Origin of the sequence: Meridianimarinicoccus zhengii (assembly GCF_003254465.1) — a bacterium.
In the GTDB taxonomy this organism is placed as follows: Bacteria; Pseudomonadota; Alphaproteobacteria; order Rhodobacterales; family Rhodobacteraceae; genus Meridianimarinicoccus; species Meridianimarinicoccus zhengii.
On the sequence record NZ_QDFI01000001.1, the window covers coordinates 1 to 16,006 of the forward strand.

A 16,006-nucleotide genomic window follows, 5' to 3' on the forward strand; every position below is an offset into this window, starting at 1 on the left:
CGCGCGTCGGCCAGCGCGCGGGCGCGGTCGTCGGGCACCGGTTGCAACCGCCCGTGCCGGGCGTAGCCCGGATCGCCGCCGCCCGCCTCCGCCACGCCGGCCCACCAGTCTGCGGCCATCAGCAGGCTGTCGAGTTGGAACTGCTTCTTGGGATTCCATCCGCCCGGGGCGTGGGGCGCGAGCGCGCCCACGATCCCGCCCGACGCACCCGCCCCCACGCCATGGGGGTCGACCACCGCCACCCGCGCACCGCGCCGCGCGCAGGCCCATGCGCAGGCCAGCCCGAACACCCCCGCACCGCGCAGGATCACGTCAGGCCGCATCGCGGTTCCCCCCTGTCCGGCCGCGACGACAGATTTCGCCGCAGTGCAACATCACGTTGACTTTTCCGGGTTTGTCGCAATTTTACGCAACAGGGGAGCATCGGTTCACCGCGAGGTCAGGAGATACCCGTCATGACAGCCGATCCGGTCGAAATCCAGTGGGGCGACACCGGTGTGCCGGTATCGGAGCGGTTCGACGACCCGTATTATTCGCTGGAGGACGGGCTGGCCGAAACGCGCCACGTGTTTCTGTCGGGCAACGGGCTGCCGGAACGCTTCCGCCCCGGGTTTCACATCGCGGAGCTGGGATTCGGCACCGGGCTGAACCTGTTCGCCGCCTTGCAGGCGTGGCGCACGGCGGGCGTGCCGGGGGCGCTGCGCTATACCGGGTTCGAAGCCTACCCCCTTCCCGCCGAGGATATCGCGCTGGCGCTGCGCGCCTTTCCCGAGATCGCCGCGCTGGCGCAACCGTTCCTGGACGCCTGGGACCGTGGCGAGACCCGGTTGCGCGCCCCGGATCTCGAGGCCGAGATCGTGCTGGGCGATGCGCGCGAGACCCTGTCGCGCTGGGACGGCGTGGCCGATGCGTGGTTTCTTGACGGTTTCGCCCCGGCGCGAAACCCGGAATTGTGGGAAGCGCCGCTTCTGACGGACGTGGCGCTGCATACCGCGCCGGGGGGGACGCTTGCGACCTATACGGCGGCGGGTGTCGTGCGGCGGGGGCTGGAAGCCGCGGGTTTCACCGTGGCCAAGGTGCCGGGCTTCGGGCGCAAGCGGCACATGACGCTCGGCCATCTCGCCTGAGTCAGCGCGCCGCGAGATCCGCCGACAGGGTCACGGGCCCGGTCTGCCCGGTCAGGCGCGCGCGGTAGGGGGCGAGGCTTTCGGTCACGCGCATCACGTAGTTGCGGGTTTCGCGGTAGGGGATCGCTTCGATCCAGTCCACGATATCGACGCCCGGTGCGCGCGGATCGCCCAATTCGCGGATCCACTGACGCGCGCGAGCGGGACCGGCGTTGTAGCCTGCGGCCACCAGCACCGGGTTCGGACCGAATTCGTCGATGAGCTGCGCAAGATACGCCGTGCCCAGCCGCGCGTTGTAGTCGGGGTCGGTGCTGAGCCGCGAGAGCGACCACGCCACGCCGAGATCGCGGGCCACGTCCTCGCCCGTGCCGGGCATGACCTGCATCAGGCCGCGCGCGCCCGCGGGGCTTTGGACCACCGGGTTGAATTCGCTTTCGCGCCGGGCGATGGCGAGGGCCAGTTCCTCGGTCACGCCGGGGCGGCCCTGCACGTCGATCCGCGCCGCCGGGAAATAGTCGCGGTGGAAGACATGGCCGCGATCCGCCGCGCGCTTGGCGATGGTGAGCTGGATATAGGGTTCGCCCAGTTGTTCCGTCAGGGACAGGAGCCGCCCGATATCGCCACGGTCGAGGCTTTCGGCCATATGCGCGAAGAACCGCGCCGCGAGCGTGAGGTCGCCTGCGGCGTGGAGCGCGACACCGGCCCGGTAGACGCTGCTGGCGGCCACGGCGCTGTCGCGGGCGACCGGGAAGGTTTCGTGCCCGTCGAGCCGGGGGTCGAGCGGCAGGCCCGCGCGTTCGGCGGCAAGCTGGCCGTAGAAGCTGGTCTGGTATTCCGCCCCGAAGGCATAGGCGGCCTGTGCATCGGCGGCCTGGCCGAGGGCGTCGTGGGCGCGGCCTTCCCAGTATCCGGCGCGGCCGAGGCTGATCGGGCTGGACACGCCCGAGCCGAGGCGGCGGAAATGGGCCAGCGCCGCGGCGGGGCTGTCGAGATTGCGCAGGGCGAGATAGCCCGCCAGCCATTCGAGATCGGCGAAATCGGCGCCCGTGGTCAGGTGGTTGCCGGACGCGATCAGATACGCCTCGCGCGTGCGACCATCGCCGAAAAGCGTGCGCGCGACGAGGCGCCGGCGCGGGGCCCAGGCCTCGGGGCGGCCGAGGCGTTCGGGGCTGGTGGACCGGTCGAGCAGGATCTCGATCACGCCGTCGTCGCGGCCCCGGCGGGCGCGCCATTCCATCCGTTCGAAGGCGAGGCCGGGATCGTCGGCCAGGCTGTCGGGCACGGCGGCGATCAGCGCGTCCACGCCGGGGCGGTCGTCGCGCAGGGCGGCGCGGGCGTCGTGCAGGCGCCGCCAGTCTTCGGGCACGCGGGTGCGTTGCCGTTCGGCGGCTTCCAGCCGTCCGCGCCACAGAAGGTCGTCCATGCGGGCGGTGTGGTGGGCGGCGAGCGCTTCGCCATGGGCGGCGAGCAGCACGCTTTCGGCCTGGGCGCCCAGGTCCATGCTGCGCCAGGCGAGAACGGCGAGCGCCCCGGCATCCGCGGTCCGGTCGGTGGCGTCGAGCGCGCGGACCAGCCGCAGCACGCCGTCGGTGGTCTGCGGCAGGTGGTGGGAGAAGTATTCGATCACGTCGCGCGGCGGGGCGGCGGGGTCGATCACGGCCTCGCCCCGGCGCAGCAGGAGCGGCAGGCCCGGCCAGTCGGGATAGTCCCGCAGGAAGGCGAGGTAGTCGTCGAGCGACCCGTCCCCCGCGCGCAGGCGGTGCCATGCGACGATGGCGCGGGCGATCTCGCCCTCCGCCCGCGCGGCGCGGTCGGCGGCGGCCCAGTCCCGCGCGCGGACATGATCGAGCGCCCCCGCGAGGTCGGCCTGCGCGGGCAGCGCCGCCGCCGCCGCGAACGCCGCCCCGAGGAGTATCCGCCTGCCCATGATGCCCCGCCCCTGTTCCCGTGCCCGAACCCGTGCTGGGGCAGACCTAGCAACCCGCGCGGGCGGCGCAACTCAAATTCTTGGCAATCCCGGCGGCGGCCTGTATGAGCCACGCGGATGGCCGGGGGGCGCCCGGCCTGCACCGCGCATACGCAGGAGACCGTCATGTTCAAGGGATCGCTTCCCGCCCTCGTCACCCCCTTCACGAACGGCGCGGTGGACCATGACAAACTGCGCAAGCTGGTGGACTGGCATGTCGATCAGGGCAGCCACGGGCTGGTGCCGGTGGGCACCACGGGCGAGAGCCCGACCCTGAGCCATGCCGAGCACGAGGCGGTGATCGAAACCGTGGTGAAGGCCGCCGCGGGGCGCATCCCCGTGATCGCGGGTGCCGGGTCGAACAACACCGCCGAGGGCATCGGGCTGATGCGGCACGCCGCCGCCGTGGGCGCGGATGCCGCACTGGTGGTCACCCCCTATTACAACAAGCCGACGCAGGCGGGCATGATCGCCCATTTCACGGCCCTGCACGATTGCTGCGAGCTGCCGATCATCATTTACAACATTCCCGGCCGGTCGGTTGTGGACATGACGCCCGCCACCATGGGCACGCTGGCGAAGCTGCCGCGGATCATCGGGGTGAAGGATGCGACCGGCGATCTGGCCCGCGTCAGCGAACAGCGCATGGCCTGCGGGCCGGACTTCGTGCAATTGTCGGGTGAGGACGCGACGGCGCTGGGGTTCAATGCCCATGGCGGCGTGGGTTGCATTTCCGTCACCGCGAACGTCGCGCCCAAACTGTGCGCGGAGTTTCAGGCCGCGCTGCTGGCCGGGGATTATGCCACGGCGCTGGCGTATCAGGACCGGCTGATGCCCCTTCACGAAGCGATCTTCCTGGAACCCGGCGTCGCGGGCGCGAAATACGCCATGTCGCGGCTGGACCTGTGCGCGCCGGATGTGCGCCTGCCGCTGGTCGAACTGACCGACCCGGTGAAGGCGCGGATCGATGCGGCGCTGGCCCATGCCGGGCTGACCTGATGGGCGACGACCTGCGCGACGGCGAGGCGGTCCTGCCCTTCGATCCCGCCGCGCGCGCGGATGCCACGGTCTGTTTCATCGGGCACGTCCGATCCGGTTGGGGCCCGGACACCGACACACCACGCAACATCGGCCCCGCGCGGACGACCGGGCAGGGCGCTCGGATCGAACTGTTCGAGGGGATGGCAGCGGGGTTGACCGGGCTTCGGGTCGGCCAGCCGATCATCGTGATGACCTGGATGCACCAGGGCCGCCGCGACCTGATCGTGCAGGCGCCGCGCCATGCCGACGGGCCGCGGGGCACCTTCGCCATACGTTCGCCGCGCAGGCCCAACCCGGTCGCGCTTTCGACCGTGGTCATCGCGTCGCTCGACATCGACGCCGGCGTGATCGGCATCGACGCGACCGACGCCTTCGACGGCACGCCGGTCGTGGATATCAAACCATGGCTGCCGACGGTGGACATGCCCCCGGAGACCGACGGTGGCCCGGCGGGCTGACCCGCCCCGGGCCTGACCCGGGGCCCCTTGGCCTTGCCCGCGGGAATGGATATGTCACGGCGATCATGGCCAAGGACAAGCAGAACCCGAACTACAAGGTCGTCGCCGAGAACCGTCGCGCGCGCTACGACTATGCCATCGAATCCGACATCGAATGCGGAATCATGCTGCAAGGGTCGGAAGTGAAGTCCCTGCGCGTGGGCGGGTCGAACATCGCCGACAGCTATGCCGCGGTCGAGAACGGCGAGCTTTGGCTCGTGAACGGCTATATCGCGCCCTACAAGCAGGCCAAGACCTGGGGCCACGAGGAACGCCGCCGCCGCAAGCTGCTGGTGAACCGCAAGGAACTGACGAAGCTCTGGGCCGCGACCCAGAAGGAAGGGATGACGCTCGTCCCGCTTGTGCTGTATTTCAACCACAAGGGCATCGCCAAGATCAAGCTGGGCATCGCCAAGGGCAAGAAGAACCACGACAAGCGCGCGACCGAGGCGAAGCGCGACTGGCAGCGCCAGAAGGCGCGGCTGTTGCGGCAGGGCGGCTGAAGCTTCGCGGATTCGCCATCTGGCCGTGCTACGCTTTCGGTGTGCGGTCGCGGGTACCGCCTGAACGGGGAACACGGACATGGAACTTCTCATCAGCCTGATCGCAGGGGCGGCCGGCGGCAATCTCGCCGGTGCTCTCGTGAAGTCTCTGAACCAGGGAACGCTGGTCAATTCGGTCGCCGGAATCGTCGGCGGCGGGCTTGGCGGGCAGATCCTGGCGATGCTCGGCGCCGGCGCGGTGGCCGCCGAAGGCGCGGGCGGGCTCGGGCTCGGCACGATCATCGGGCAGGTCGCATCGGGCGGCGTCGGCGGCGGGGTGCTGCTGGCCGTCCTGGCCCTTGTGCGGAACGCCATGGGCAAGTGATCCCGAGATCGCGCCTTCACACGTGCGTGTCAGGGCGCGATCTTTCATGCGGGCCCGGTGCACGCGGGCTTGCGCAGGGGTCACGCGGCGTCTAGCAATATTGTTGCGCAGACAATAACGAGGCCGCGATGTCCGACGACCCCAAGACCCTCGTGTCCACCGGCTGGCTGGCGGATCACATCCGCGACCCGGACCTGCGGATACTCGACGCGTCCTACTACTTGCCGGACATGGGACGCGACGCCCGGGCCGAATACGACGCGGGGCACATCCCCGGCGCGCGGTTCTTCGACATCGACGACATCTCGGACCACCGGTCGGACCTGCCGCACATGGCGCCGCCGCCCGAAAAGTTCATGTCGCGCCTGCGCAAGCTGGGCGTGGGCGACGGGCACCAGGTGGTGGTCTATGACGGGGCGGGACTGTTTTCTGCCGCGCGGGTGTGGTGGCTGTTCCGGCTGATGGGCAAGACGGAGGTCGCGGTGCTGGACGGCGGGATGCCGAAATGGCGCGCCGAGGGCCGCGAGATCGAGGATCTGCCGCCCGTGATCCGCGACCGGCACATGACCGTGCAGCGGCAGGCGGCGCTGGTGCGCGACGTGACACAGGTGGCGCGCGCGGCCAAGCTGGGCGACCACGTGATCGTCGATGCGCGGTCGCCGGAACGGTTCCGGGGCGCGGCGCCCGAACCGCGGGCGGGGTTGCGGGCGGGGCACATTCCCGGTTCCGTCAACCTGCATTACGCCACACTGCTGAACGCGGATGGCACGATGAAGGACGCGGATGCGCTGCGCGCGGCCTTCGACGCGGCCGGGGTGGACCTGGGCAGGCCGGTCATCACGAGCTGCGGGTCGGGGGTGACGGCGGCCATCCTGAACCTCGCGCTGGCGCGGCTCGGCAAGAGCGATCACGCGCTCTATGACGGGTCGTGGGCGGAATGGGGCATGTATGGCGACCTGGAGGTGGCCACGGGCTGACCTGCCCACGGGCACCGGGGCCAGCCATGCGGCCACGGGCGGGCGGCCCGACGCGCCGCCCCCTGCCGTCGGGTCGCGGCACGGGCGCAGGCGCGGTTCAGACCCGCACGAGACTGCCGAAGATCATGTCCTTGTGGTCCTGGAGATAGATGCGCAGCCAGGGCGTGAACCGTTCGGGCCGTCGCGCGACCTCGGCCGCGAGATCGTAGAGCCCGACCCATTCCACCTGCATCACCTCGGCGGGGTTCGGCGTGACCTTCAAGCTCTTGGGCGCGGAGGCGAGGAAGATGTCCACCAGTTCGTGCTCGATCATGCCCCCGCCCACATCGGCACGGTATTCCACCGTGTCGCGCTTGGCCGGATAGACCCCGCCGATCCCCAGTTCCTCGCGCAGGCGCCGCACCGCGCAATCCGCCGGGCTTTCGCCCCAGGCAGGATGGGTGCAGCAGGTATTCGCCCACAGGCCGGGCGTGTGATACTTGGACATGGCGCGGCGCTGGATCAGCACGTTCTGCCCGTCCATGATGAACACGGACACGGCAAGGTGCCGCAACCCCTGGCGATGCACGGCAATCTTGTCCACCGGCATGAGTTCGTCATCTACCCAGGCAGGGATAAGTTCGGTCATTCTGCGGCCTCGATCGGCGGCGGGCCTTGAGCATACGTCACATCACAGCATCCCACCGCTGCTGCTTCGGCCAGCCTAAACCCGGCTGCCCCGGACTTGCACGCCGACATCGTGACACAGGGACACCGCGTCCCGCCCCATGGTCGTCCGGCCGGGCGCGCGCGGGGCGGCGCGTCACATAGAATGTTTCGCATGAGTGCTTGCATCGCATGCCGATGTGCGCGACGACTGCACCGTGCGCGGTCCCGCACGGCAACGCCGTTGCACCAGGGCTTGCGCAACGACATCTTGGCCATGACCGGGGAACGGACTACGATCTTCTGGTCAGACGACTGAACAGGGAGAGATTCATGACACGACTTCTTGCAGCCCTTGCGGCAACGGCACTCACCGCGATTCCGATGGCGGCCACCGCCCAGTCCGGGGACGCGGCGGCCGGTGAGCGCGCGTTCCGTGGCTGCCAGGCCTGCCACGTGGTTGTCAACGATGCCGGCGACACGCTTGCCGGACGCAACGCGAAGACCGGGCCGAACCTGTACCAGGTGTCGGGCCGCACCGCGGGCAGCGTCGACGGCTTCCGCTATTCCGGTTCCATGACCGAGGCGGGCGAAGCGGGGCTTGAGTGGACCGAAGAGAATTTCGTGGCCTACGTGCAGGATCCGACCGGGTTCCTGCAGGAATATCTCGACGATGGCAGCGCGCGCGGCAGCATGTCCTACAAGGTCCGCAGCGAAGAGGACGCCGCCGACCTTTATGCCTACCTGTCCAGTCTCGAATAACCGGACATTGCAGCCACACGGCCGACGCGCCCCGCCATCGGCGGGGCGTTTCGCGTTCGGGTTCAGCGGTGCATCAGGGTTCGAGATCGGCAAGTCCGCCCAGTGCCAGCACATTGCCCGTCGGCTGACCCGTCGGTGACCCGCCGGGCGGTTCGTCGCTGATCGCCAGCGTCAGGTCGTCCGCGGCATCCCGCAATCGCGGCGGGATCGTCACGACCCCTTGGCCGGTTTCATCCAGCAGTCCCAGCGATACCGCGGGCGCATCCGGCGCCGTCAGCGCCCACAATTCCAGCACGCGGCCCGCAGGCGCCACACCGTCGGTGCGGGTCAGCCGCAAGGACCCGTCCGCGCCGTCATAGAGCACCAGAAGCCGCAGGCTGTCGTCGCCCGCGGCGATCTCGCCCACCAGCAATGGCGCGGGGCCATCGGGACGCTGCAGGACCATGAACCCCAGCCCGACTGCCGCCGCCAGCGCCGCGACGGTCGTGGCCTGCCACAGGAAGGCGCGCTGCCACCAGGGCGGGCGGAGCTGCGGTGATTCGCCGAACAGCCCGCGCATCAGCGCCGTCTTCGCCGTGGGCCGCGGCGCGATCTCTGCCACTTCCGCATCGGCCATGGCGGAAAACTGCGTTTCCCATGCCGCGACCTCGGTCCGCAGGGCCCGCGAAAAGGCCAGCCGGGATTCGAAATCGGCACGCGCATCGGGCCCGAGGAGCCGCAGGACGTATTCCGCGGCGAGCGCCCGATCCTCGGGCGTCAGCGGCGGTTCACCGCCGGGGGGATCGCCATACTCGGTCATCGGCTCATGCACTCTCTCAGGCGCAGAAGGCTGCGCCGCAGCCAAGTGCGCATGGTATTCAGCGGCACGTCGTGTTGCGCAGCCAGATCGGCATAGCTGCGCCCTTCCAGATATGCTCCGCGTACGGAGTCCCGCCGGGCGGGTTCCAGTTCGTCGAGACAGGCCATGATCCGCGCCGCCTCCGACCGGGCCACCGCCGCGGCCTCGCCGCAGGCGCCGACATCCGCGAGGGTTTCGGCCATCGCGTCGATATCCTCGACCGGGCGCTGCCGGCGCAGCCGGTCGATCGCCGTATTCCGGGCGATCGTGATGAGCCAGGTCATCGGGCTGTGCCCGGTCACCCCGTAGCGGTCGGCGTGGCGCCAGATTTTCACGAAGGCTTCCTGCATCGCATCCTCCGCGCTGGCCCGGTCACCAAGAACACGCAAGGCCACGCCCAGAAGTTTCGGCGCCACGGCGTCATACAACCGGGAGAAGGACTCCCGATCGCCCATCGCGACCCGCGCGATCAGGTGTTCGATTTCGACATGTGACACGTTCCGGACCGCGCTAACCACCCACGACATACGTGGTCTAGCGCGGCGACAACGCGCTGTCATGCGGGAATGTCCGGAAATGCCATACGGCGCGAACTATCCGGCCGCGTTTCATGCACGTTTTATCAAGGCACTACACCATTAAGTGGAGTTCTCGCCAAAAAGTACGATAATATCTCACTTGAAATGGGGCGCCCGAAAAAAGAAATTGTCTTGATCGGTACAACGCAGTACGAGAAATCACTCTGAAATGGGGAAGAGAATGACTGAAGTCGACCTGACGAGCATGAGTCTCGAAGACCTGAAATCTTTGCGCACCAAGGTTAACCGCGCCATTGACACTTTCGAGGACCGGCGCCGGAAAGAGGCACTCGCCGCAGCGGACGCGAAGGCCCGTGAATTCGGGTTTTCCATTTCCGAACTTCTGGACAGCGGCAAGAAAGGCGCGCCGCCACCGCGCCCGCCGAAATACCGCCATCCCGAGAATCCGGATCTCACCTGGACCGGCCGCGGACGTCAGCCGCAATGGTTCAAGGACGCCGTCGAAGCGGGGACCGATCCCGACGAGTTGCTGATTTCCGCCTGACCCCGGCCCGCGCGGCCAAACGGGTCACACGATGACGCGCTGGGGTTCCTGCGGGCCGACGCCGAAGACGCGCTTGTAGCGCCCCACCTCGGCGGCGGGTCCCATCGCCTTGTTGGGATTGTCGCTCAGCTTGACCGTGGGCCGGCCGTCGGCGCTCACGGCCTTGCAGACCAGCGAGAACGGCGCCAGCGCGTCATCGGCCACGAGCCCGCGGAAATCGTTGGTCAGCAGCGTGCCCCAGCCGAAGGACACGCGCACCCGCCCGCGGAATTGCGCCTGAAGTTCCAGCATCTTGTCGACGTCGAGCCCGTCCGAGAAGATCACCAGCTTGGTGCGCGGGTCCTCGCCCCGCTTCTTCCACCAGGCGATGGCCGTTTCCGCCCCCGCGGCCGGATCGCCGCTGTCGATGCGGATGCCGGTCCATCCCGCAAGCCAGTCCGGCGCGCGTTCGAGGAAGCTGCTGGTGCCGAAGGTGTCGGGCAGGATCACGCGCAGGTTGCCGTCGTGTTCCTCGTGCCAGTCGGCCAGCACCCGGTAGGGCGCATCGCGCAGCTCGGCGTCGGTTTCGGCCAGCGCGGAATAGACCATCGGCAATTCATGGGCATTGGTGCCGATCGCTTCCACCTCGCGGCGCATGGCGATGAGGCAATTGGACGTGCCCACGAAACTCGACCCCATCCCTTCCAGCATCGCCTGCACGCACCAGTCCTGCCACAGGAAGGAATGGCGGCGCCGCGTGCCGAAATCGGCGATCCGCAGATCGGGCACGCCGCGGAGACGCTCCACCTTTTCCCACAGTTTCGTCATGGCGCGCGCGTAAAGCACCTGAAGCTCGAACCGCCCCATGTGTTTCAGAACGGCCCGCCCGCGCAATTCCATCAGCACAGCCAGCGCGGGAATTTCCCACAGCATGACCTCGGGCCACGGCCCTTCGAAAGTCAGTTCATACTGCCCGTCGCGCTTTTCCAGGTGATAGGGCGGCAGTTGGAAAGCTTCGAACCACTCCATGAAATCGGGGCGGAACATCTGCCGTTTACCATAGAAGGTGTTGCCGCGCAGGAAGGTCGATTCTCCCCGGCTCAGCCGCAGCGACCGGATGTGGTCCAGTTGCTCGCGCAGTTCGCCCTCGTCGATCAGGTCGGCCAGACGGATCGACCGCGTCCGGTTGATGAGCGAAAATGTGACATGGGTGTCCGGCCGATTGCGATGCACCGACTGGCACATCAGCAGCTTGTAGAAATCCGTGTCGATCAGCGACCGCACGATCGGATCGATCTTCCACTTGTGATTATAGACGCGTTGCGCGATGTCCACCGCTGCCCCCTTTTCGCAGGTCAGCCGGTCAGGCGGACACCCGCCCCTGCCATGGCAGCGCGGGCCGCGGCGTCCGATCCGTCCAGATCGATGGCCCGGCACAGATCCGTGCGCACCTCGACCGCGAAGCCCAGGCGGGCGGCATCCAGCGCCGAGTAGTTCACGCAGAAATCCAGCGCGAGCCCGACGAGCACCAGACGGTCGATCCCGCGGGTGCGCAAATAGCCCTCCAGCCCCGTGGGGGTGACGTGATCGTTCTCGAAAAAGGCCGAGTAGCTGTCGATCGCGCGCCGGAACCCCTTGCGGACGATCAGATCGGCGCGGTCCGTGTCGAGCCCCGGGCAGAATTCGGCGCCCGCGCTGCCCTGAACGCAATGGTCGGGCCACAGGACCTGCGGCCCATAGGGCATGTCGATCATCTCCAACGGGGCGCGTCCGGGGTGCTGCGACGCGAAGGACGAATGGCCGACCGGATGCCAGTCCTGGGTCAGGATCACCGTCTCTGCCTGTGCCATGGCCGCGTTGACCGGCGCGACCAGACCGGCGCCGCCCGGCACGGCCAGCGCGCCGCCCTCGCAGAAGTCGTTCTGCATGTCGATGACCAGCAGGGCCTCGCGTGCCATGGGCGTTCCCTCCGCAACATGTTGGTTGACGGCTACGCAACGGCGCCGCTCAGGTCAACCGCGACGCCGACGCCCCTTGATGCCGCCCCGCCCGCTGGCTAGGCACGCGCCCATGTTCATCATTGCGGCGCTCTATCATTTCACGCCCTTTCCGGACCCTGCCGCGATCCGCGGTCCGCTGGTGCGGCTGTGTTGTGCGCAGGGCGTCACCGGCACGCTGCTGCTGGCACCCGAAGGCATCAACGGCACGATCGCCGGGTCGCGCGCGGCCATCGACGCGGTGCTGGCGCATATCCGCGCCCTGCCCGGCTGTGCCGATCTCGACTGGAAGGAAAGCACCACGGACACCCAGCCCTTCGGGCGGATGAAGGTCCGGCTCAAGCGCGAGATCGTCACCATGGGTCAGCCCGGCGTGGACCCGCGCGCGCGCACCGGCCATTATGTCGATCCCGCCGACTGGAACGCGCTGATTTCCGCGCCGGATGTCGCCGTGATCGACACCCGCAACGATTACGAAGTCGCCATCGGCACCTTCGAGGGCGCGGTGGACCCGCAAACCGAGAGCTTCCGCGATTTCCCCGCGTGGTGGGCGGCGAACAGGGACCGCTTTCACAACAAGCGCATCGCGATGTTCTGCACCGGCGGCATCCGCTGCGAAAAATCCACCAACTGGCTGCTGGGCCAGGGCGTGGAGGACGTCTTTCACCTGAAGGGCGGCATCCTGAAATACCTTGAAGAGGTGCCCGCCGAGGACAGTCTTTGGCGCGGCGACTGTTTCGTGTTCGACGGGCGCGTGTCGGTCGGCCACGGGCTTGCCGAAGGGCCGCACATCCTGTGCCATGCCTGCCGCCGCCCCATCCTGCCCGACGACCGCGCCCGGCCCGAATACGAACAGGGCGTGTCCTGCCACCTGTGCCACGCCGACACGACGCCCGAGGACAAGGAACGTTTCCGCGAACGCCAGCGGCAGATCGCGCTGGCCCGCGCCCGCGGCGAACGCCACCTGGGGCGTGCGGATACCGACGTCTGAAGGCGCCGCCCCGGCTTTTACGCCGGGATATCCCCGCCGAAGGCCCGCGCGCGCAGCGCGCGTAAGCATCGCGCAAGCCCGCAAGGGCTTTCCGCATGGCTGAAGGTTCCCACCCCTCGCCCCGCGCGCATCCATCGGCTATGAGACGGCAACACCAGACCCGGAGGCCCCCATGACCGCACCGAAACCCGTTGTCCTGTGCATCCTCGACGGCTGGGGCGCGCGTAGCGATGCCACGGCCAACGCGCCGGCTCTGGCCCACACGCCGACCTTCGACCGGATCATGGCCACCTGCCCCCATGCCACGCTGATCACCCACGGCCCCGATGTCGGCCTGCCCAGCGGCCAGATGGGCAATTCCGAGGTCGGGCACACCAATATCGGCGCGGGCCGCGTGGTGGCCATGGATCTCGGCGCCATCGACCTTGCGATCGAAGACGGCAGCTTCGACCGGAACGACGCCATCCGCGCCTTCATCGACACGCTCAAGTCCACCGGCGGCACGGCGCACCTGATGGGGGTCGCATCCGACGGCGGGGTGCATGGGCACATCACCCATATCCTCGCCGCGTGCCGGCTGATCGCGGGCGCGGGCGTGCCTGTCGCACTCCATACCGTGACCGACGGGCGGGACGTTGCCCCGTCCTCCGCGCCGGGCTTCATCGACCGGCTGCAGGCCGAGTTGCCGGACGGCGCGCGCATCGCGACGGTCACGGGGCGCTATTTCGCCATGGACCGCGACAACCGCTGGGACAGGGTGCAGACCGCCTATGCCGCCATGGTGCAGGGCGCCGGCAACACGGCCCCCAGCGCCGCAGCAGCAGTCGCGCAGGCGCACGAAGCGGGCAAGACCGACGAATTCATCCCTGCCACGGTGATCGGCGACTATGCGGGCGCGCGGGACGGCGACGGGTTCTTCTGCCTGAACTTCCGGGCCGACCGCGCGCGCGAGATCCTGCGCGCCATCGCCCAGCCCGATTTCGACGCCTTCGACCGGGGCAAGGCCCCCGACTGGGCCGCGATCCTCGGGATGGTGGATTATTCCACCGACCACGACGCCTGGATGACCGCGGCCTTCCCCAAGAAACCTGTCGTGAACACACTCGGCGCGTGGGTCGCCCGCCACGGGCTGCGCCAGTTCCGGCTGGCCGAGACGGAAAAGTACCCCCATGTCACCTTTTTCCTGAACGGCGGCAAGGAAACGCCCGAGGACGGGGAGGACCGCAAGATGCCGCAATCCCCCAAGGTCGCCACCTACGATCTTGCCCCGGAAATGGCCTCGGCCGAGGTCACGGACGCTTTCGTGCAGGCGATCCGCGACGGCTATGACCTGATCGTGACCAATTACGCGAACCCCGACATGGTCGGGCATACCGGCGACCTGGATGCCGCCATCAAGGCCTGCGAGGCGGTGGATCGGGGCCTTGCCGCCGTCACTGAGGCGCTCGGACAGGCAGGGGGCGCGATGCTCCTGACTGCGGACCACGGCAACTGCGAAACCATGGTGGACCCGGAAACCGGCGGCGCGCACACGGCGCACACGCTCAACCCCGTGCCGGTGGCGCTGGTGGGCGGGCCCGCGGGGGCCACGCTCGCCGACGGGCGGCTCGCGGATCTCGCGCCGACGGTGCTGGCGCTGATGGGCATCGACCCGCCGCCCGAGATGACGGGCCAAAGCCTGCTGCGCACCTGACCGCCGCTGGACCGCGCCCGTGCGCCTGCTAGCTTGCGCGACAGGCGGGGGGCGGTCACATTGACGCCACCGGCGCGGTGCGGGTCTGGTATCCGCCGCGGTGCCGCGGTTACTGTGCCCCGAAGCCGCTGAGGGTCACGCGGGCGAAAGGACGGATCTGAGATGAAATCAATCATGTGGGCGACGGTCGGTGGCGCGCTGGCCGGAGCGATTCTGAGCACGCAACTTGCCGGGCCGCTTCTGGCACAGGAGAGCGAGGGCGAAAGTTCGGTCTATGAACAGCTCGACCTGTTCGGCGACATTTTCGAACGCATCCGCGCCCAGTATGTCGAGGAAGTGGAGGCCGGCGACCTGATCGAGGCGGCCATCAACGGGATGCTGACCTCGCTCGACCCCCATTCGAGCTATCTCTCGCCCGAAGACGCGAGCGACATGCAGGTACAGACCCGCGGCGAATTCGGCGGGCTGGGGATCGAGGTGACGCAGGAAAACGGCTTCGTGAAGGTCGTATCGCCCATCGACGGCACCCCTGCGGACGAAGCCGGGATCGAGGCCGGGGACTTCATCACCCATGTGGATGGCGAGCCGGTTCTCGGCATGTCTCTGGACGAGGCGGTGGACCTGATGCGCGGCCCGGTCGGGTCGGAAATCGTCATCACCGTGGTGCGCGAGGACGAGGCCGACCCGTTCGACGTGACCATCGTGCGCGACACGATCAAGCTGACCGCCGTGCGCACCCGCACCGAAGGCGATGCGGTGATCCTGCGGGTGACTACCTTCAACGACCAGACCTTCGACAATCTCGAAAGCGGCCTGCGCGAGTCGGTGGAAGAACTCGGCGGGATCGAGAATGTCAGCGGCTTCGTTCTGGATCTGCGCAACAATCCCGGCGGGCTGCTGACACAGGCGATCCGCGTGTCCGATGCCTTCCTCGAGGCGGGCGAGATCGTGTCCACCCGCGGACGGGACATCGTCGACAGCGACCGCTACAACGCGACCGAAGGCGACCTGGCCGAAGGGCGGCCCATCGTCGTGCTCATCAACGGCGGCTCGGCGTCGGCGTCGGAAATCGTGGCGGGTGCGTTGCAGGATCATCGCCGCGCCATCGTCGTGGGCACCAAGAGCTTCGGCAAGGGATCGGTGCAGACGGTCATGCCCCTGCGCGGCGACGGCGCGATGCGTCTGACCACGGCGCGCTACTACACGCCCTCGGGCCGGTCGATCCAGGCGCTTGGCGTCGCGCCCGACATCATCGTGGAACAGCCCCGCCGCGACCCTGAAGCCGAGGCAGAGGCCGAGGAGGACACCCCCGGCCGGAGCGAGGCCGACCTGCGCGGCAGCCTGACGAACGAGGACGTGTCCGAGGACGAGATGCAGCAACTGGAGGAAGAAGAAGCCCGCGCCCGCGCCACCGCGGAACTGCGCGAGCAGGATTACCAGCTGGCCTATGCCATCGACATCCTGAACGGGCTGTCGGTGTTCTCGGCCGGCGACTGACCTGACCAGCCCCGCCGCCCAAGATGCGCGGCGGGGCACCGATCCG

At 68.6% G+C, this 16,006-nt stretch carries 18 protein-coding genes; 11 read left to right on the forward strand and 7 right to left on the reverse strand.

The window, feature by feature from the left end:
* On the reverse strand, positions 1-323 hold a 323-nt coding region (locus DDE13_RS00005; RefSeq protein ID WP_162630806.1), incomplete at its 3' end, for an FAD-dependent oxidoreductase.
* A 132-nt stretch (positions 324-455) separates the two neighbouring features.
* On the opposite strand from DDE13_RS00005, the gene mnmD reads away from it, so the two are divergent.
* A complete protein-coding gene (gene mnmD / locus DDE13_RS00010) occupies positions 456-1,127 on the forward strand; it encodes a tRNA (5-methylaminomethyl-2-thiouridine)(34)-methyltransferase MnmD (RefSeq protein WP_111400690.1) in 672 nt (223 codons plus the stop codon).
* Position 1,128: 1 nt separating this feature from the next.
* Here mnmD and DDE13_RS00015 read toward each other — a convergent pair whose 3' ends face one another.
* The gene (locus DDE13_RS00015; RefSeq protein WP_111400691.1) at positions 1,129-3,054 is read right to left on the reverse strand and encodes a transglycosylase SLT domain-containing protein; all 1,926 of its coding nucleotides are present in this window, start codon (positions 3,052-3,054) and stop codon (positions 1,129-1,131) included.
* Between the two features lie 165 nt (positions 3,055-3,219).
* On the opposite strand from DDE13_RS00015, the gene dapA reads away from it, so the two are divergent.
* The 5 genes from dapA (at position 3,220) to sseA (ending at position 6,475) form a co-directional block, all read left to right on the forward strand.
* Positions 3,220-4,092: a 4-hydroxy-tetrahydrodipicolinate synthase gene (gene dapA / locus DDE13_RS00020; protein WP_111400825.1), complete on the forward strand. Its 873-nt coding sequence runs from the start codon at positions 3,220-3,222 to the stop codon at positions 4,090-4,092.
* Complete coding sequence (locus DDE13_RS00025; RefSeq protein ID WP_111400692.1) at positions 4,092-4,592, forward strand: TrmO family methyltransferase domain-containing protein; 501 nt, start codon at positions 4,092-4,094, stop codon at positions 4,590-4,592. The genes dapA and DDE13_RS00025 overlap by 1 nt, the downstream gene beginning before the upstream one ends.
* Before the next feature lie 65 nt (positions 4,593-4,657).
* Complete coding sequence (smpB, locus tag DDE13_RS00030; RefSeq protein ID WP_111400693.1) at positions 4,658-5,134, forward strand: SsrA-binding protein SmpB; 477 nt, start codon at positions 4,658-4,660, stop codon at positions 5,132-5,134.
* A 79-nt stretch (positions 5,135-5,213) separates the two neighbouring features.
* Positions 5,214-5,498, forward strand: coding sequence for a hypothetical protein (locus tag DDE13_RS00035; protein ID WP_111400694.1), 285 nt, complete (start codon positions 5,214-5,216; stop codon positions 5,496-5,498).
* Positions 5,499-5,626: 128 nt separating this feature from the next.
* Complete coding sequence (gene sseA, locus DDE13_RS00040; protein ID WP_111400695.1) at positions 5,627-6,475, forward strand: 3-mercaptopyruvate sulfurtransferase; 849 nt, start codon at positions 5,627-5,629, stop codon at positions 6,473-6,475.
* A gap of 97 nt (positions 6,476-6,572) precedes the next feature.
* On the opposite strand, the gene idi is transcribed toward sseA, so the two are convergent.
* On the reverse strand, positions 6,573-7,103 hold the full coding sequence (idi, locus tag DDE13_RS00045) for an isopentenyl-diphosphate Delta-isomerase (RefSeq protein WP_111400696.1): 531 nt from the start codon (positions 7,101-7,103) through the stop codon (positions 6,573-6,575).
* Between the two features lie 350 nt (positions 7,104-7,453).
* On the opposite strand from idi, the gene DDE13_RS00050 reads away from it, so the two are divergent.
* On the forward strand, positions 7,454-7,882 hold the full coding sequence (locus DDE13_RS00050) for a c-type cytochrome (protein WP_111400697.1): 429 nt from the start codon (positions 7,454-7,456) through the stop codon (positions 7,880-7,882).
* Between the two features lie 73 nt (positions 7,883-7,955).
* Here DDE13_RS00050 and DDE13_RS00055 read toward each other — a convergent pair whose 3' ends face one another.
* Both DDE13_RS00055 and DDE13_RS00060 read right to left on the reverse strand, forming a co-directional pair.
* Positions 7,956-8,681 (reverse strand): anti-sigma factor, encoded by a 726-nt coding sequence (locus DDE13_RS00055; RefSeq protein WP_111400698.1) that lies wholly within the window; start codon positions 8,679-8,681, stop codon positions 7,956-7,958.
* Positions 8,678-9,217 carry a sigma-70 family RNA polymerase sigma factor gene (locus DDE13_RS00060; protein ID WP_111400826.1) on the reverse strand — a complete coding sequence of 180 codons (540 nt, stop codon included), beginning with the start codon at positions 9,215-9,217 and terminating at the stop codon, positions 8,678-8,680. Before DDE13_RS00060 ends, DDE13_RS00055 begins: the two co-directional genes overlap by 4 nt.
* Positions 9,218-9,479: 262 nt before the next feature.
* On the opposite strand from DDE13_RS00060, the gene DDE13_RS00065 reads away from it, so the two are divergent.
* Positions 9,480-9,803: an H-NS histone family protein gene (locus DDE13_RS00065; protein ID WP_111400699.1), complete on the forward strand. Its 324-nt coding sequence runs from the start codon at positions 9,480-9,482 to the stop codon at positions 9,801-9,803.
* 24 nt (positions 9,804-9,827) lie between these two features.
* Here DDE13_RS00065 and pncB read toward each other — a convergent pair whose 3' ends face one another.
* Positions 9,828-11,117: a nicotinate phosphoribosyltransferase gene (pncB, locus tag DDE13_RS00070; RefSeq protein WP_111400700.1), complete on the reverse strand. Its 1,290-nt coding sequence runs from the start codon at positions 11,115-11,117 to the stop codon at positions 9,828-9,830.
* Positions 11,118-11,137: 20 nt separating this feature from the next.
* Positions 11,138-11,740 (reverse strand): bifunctional nicotinamidase/pyrazinamidase, encoded by a 603-nt coding sequence (gene pncA, locus DDE13_RS00075; RefSeq protein ID WP_111400701.1) that lies wholly within the window; start codon positions 11,738-11,740, stop codon positions 11,138-11,140.
* A gap of 112 nt (positions 11,741-11,852) precedes the next feature.
* On the opposite strand from pncA, the gene trhO reads away from it, so the two are divergent.
* The 3 genes from trhO to DDE13_RS00090 all read left to right on the forward strand — a co-directional run bounded on the left by trhO (position 11,853) and on the right by DDE13_RS00090 (position 15,960).
* Positions 11,853-12,770, forward strand: coding sequence for an oxygen-dependent tRNA uridine(34) hydroxylase TrhO (trhO, locus tag DDE13_RS00080; RefSeq protein WP_111400702.1), 918 nt, complete (start codon positions 11,853-11,855; stop codon positions 12,768-12,770).
* Positions 12,771-12,942: 172 nt separating this feature from the next.
* On the forward strand, positions 12,943-14,463 hold the full coding sequence (gpmI, locus tag DDE13_RS00085; RefSeq protein WP_111400703.1) for a 2,3-bisphosphoglycerate-independent phosphoglycerate mutase: 1,521 nt from the start codon (positions 12,943-12,945) through the stop codon (positions 14,461-14,463).
* Between the two features lie 162 nt (positions 14,464-14,625).
* Positions 14,626-15,960 (forward strand): S41 family peptidase, encoded by a 1,335-nt coding sequence (locus DDE13_RS00090; RefSeq protein WP_111400704.1) that lies wholly within the window; start codon positions 14,626-14,628, stop codon positions 15,958-15,960.
* The last annotated feature ends 46 nt before the right edge of the window (positions 15,961-16,006 follow it).